This window comes from Ochrobactrum sp. PL_is501, from assembly GCF_055816895.1.
Genome location: NZ_JBVPGR010000001.1, coordinates 1 through 544, shown reverse-complemented (window position 1 = coordinate 544; position 544 = coordinate 1). Strand labels below are relative to the sequence as shown.

1 protein-coding gene is annotated in these 544 nt (G+C 66.7%); it reads left to right on the top strand.

The window, feature by feature from the left end:
- Positions 1-544 (top strand): hypothetical protein (locus AC0TOF_RS00005; RefSeq protein WP_473766716.1); only part of this gene is annotated, 544 nt, incomplete at both ends.

Sequence of the window (544 nt, the reverse complement as noted above, 5' to 3'; positions counted from 1 at the left end):
GACAATGGCGACGGGACGTGGACGGCGCAGGTTCCAGGCAGTGCGCTTGCCGGTGCGGCGACACCGACGGTGACGGCGGAAGTGGTGTTTGCGGATGCAGCCGGCAATGATGCCGCGCCTGTGACCGACACGCAGACCTATACGGTCGATGTCACGCCACCGACGACCACGGTTACCATCACCGATCCGGAAGGCGACAATATCCCGACGGCTTCCGGCACGACGGAACCGGGTTCGACGGTTGTGGTGACCTGGCCGGACGGCACCACGTCCGAGGTCGTGGCCGATGGCACGACCGGCAACTGGACGGCGACGGCGCCGGGTGCACAGCCCAACGGCGATGTGGCGGTTGCGGTGACCGATCCTGCGGGCAATCCGGGAACGGGAAGCGGCACGTGGACCACCGACACGACCCCGCCGGATACGAGTGCCACCACGGTGACGGTTGGTGCGATTGCCGGTGACGGTGTGGTCAATGCCGCCGAGGCATCGGGCAATGTTCCGGTGACGGTGACGATCACCAATCCGCCTTCGGATGCTGCGA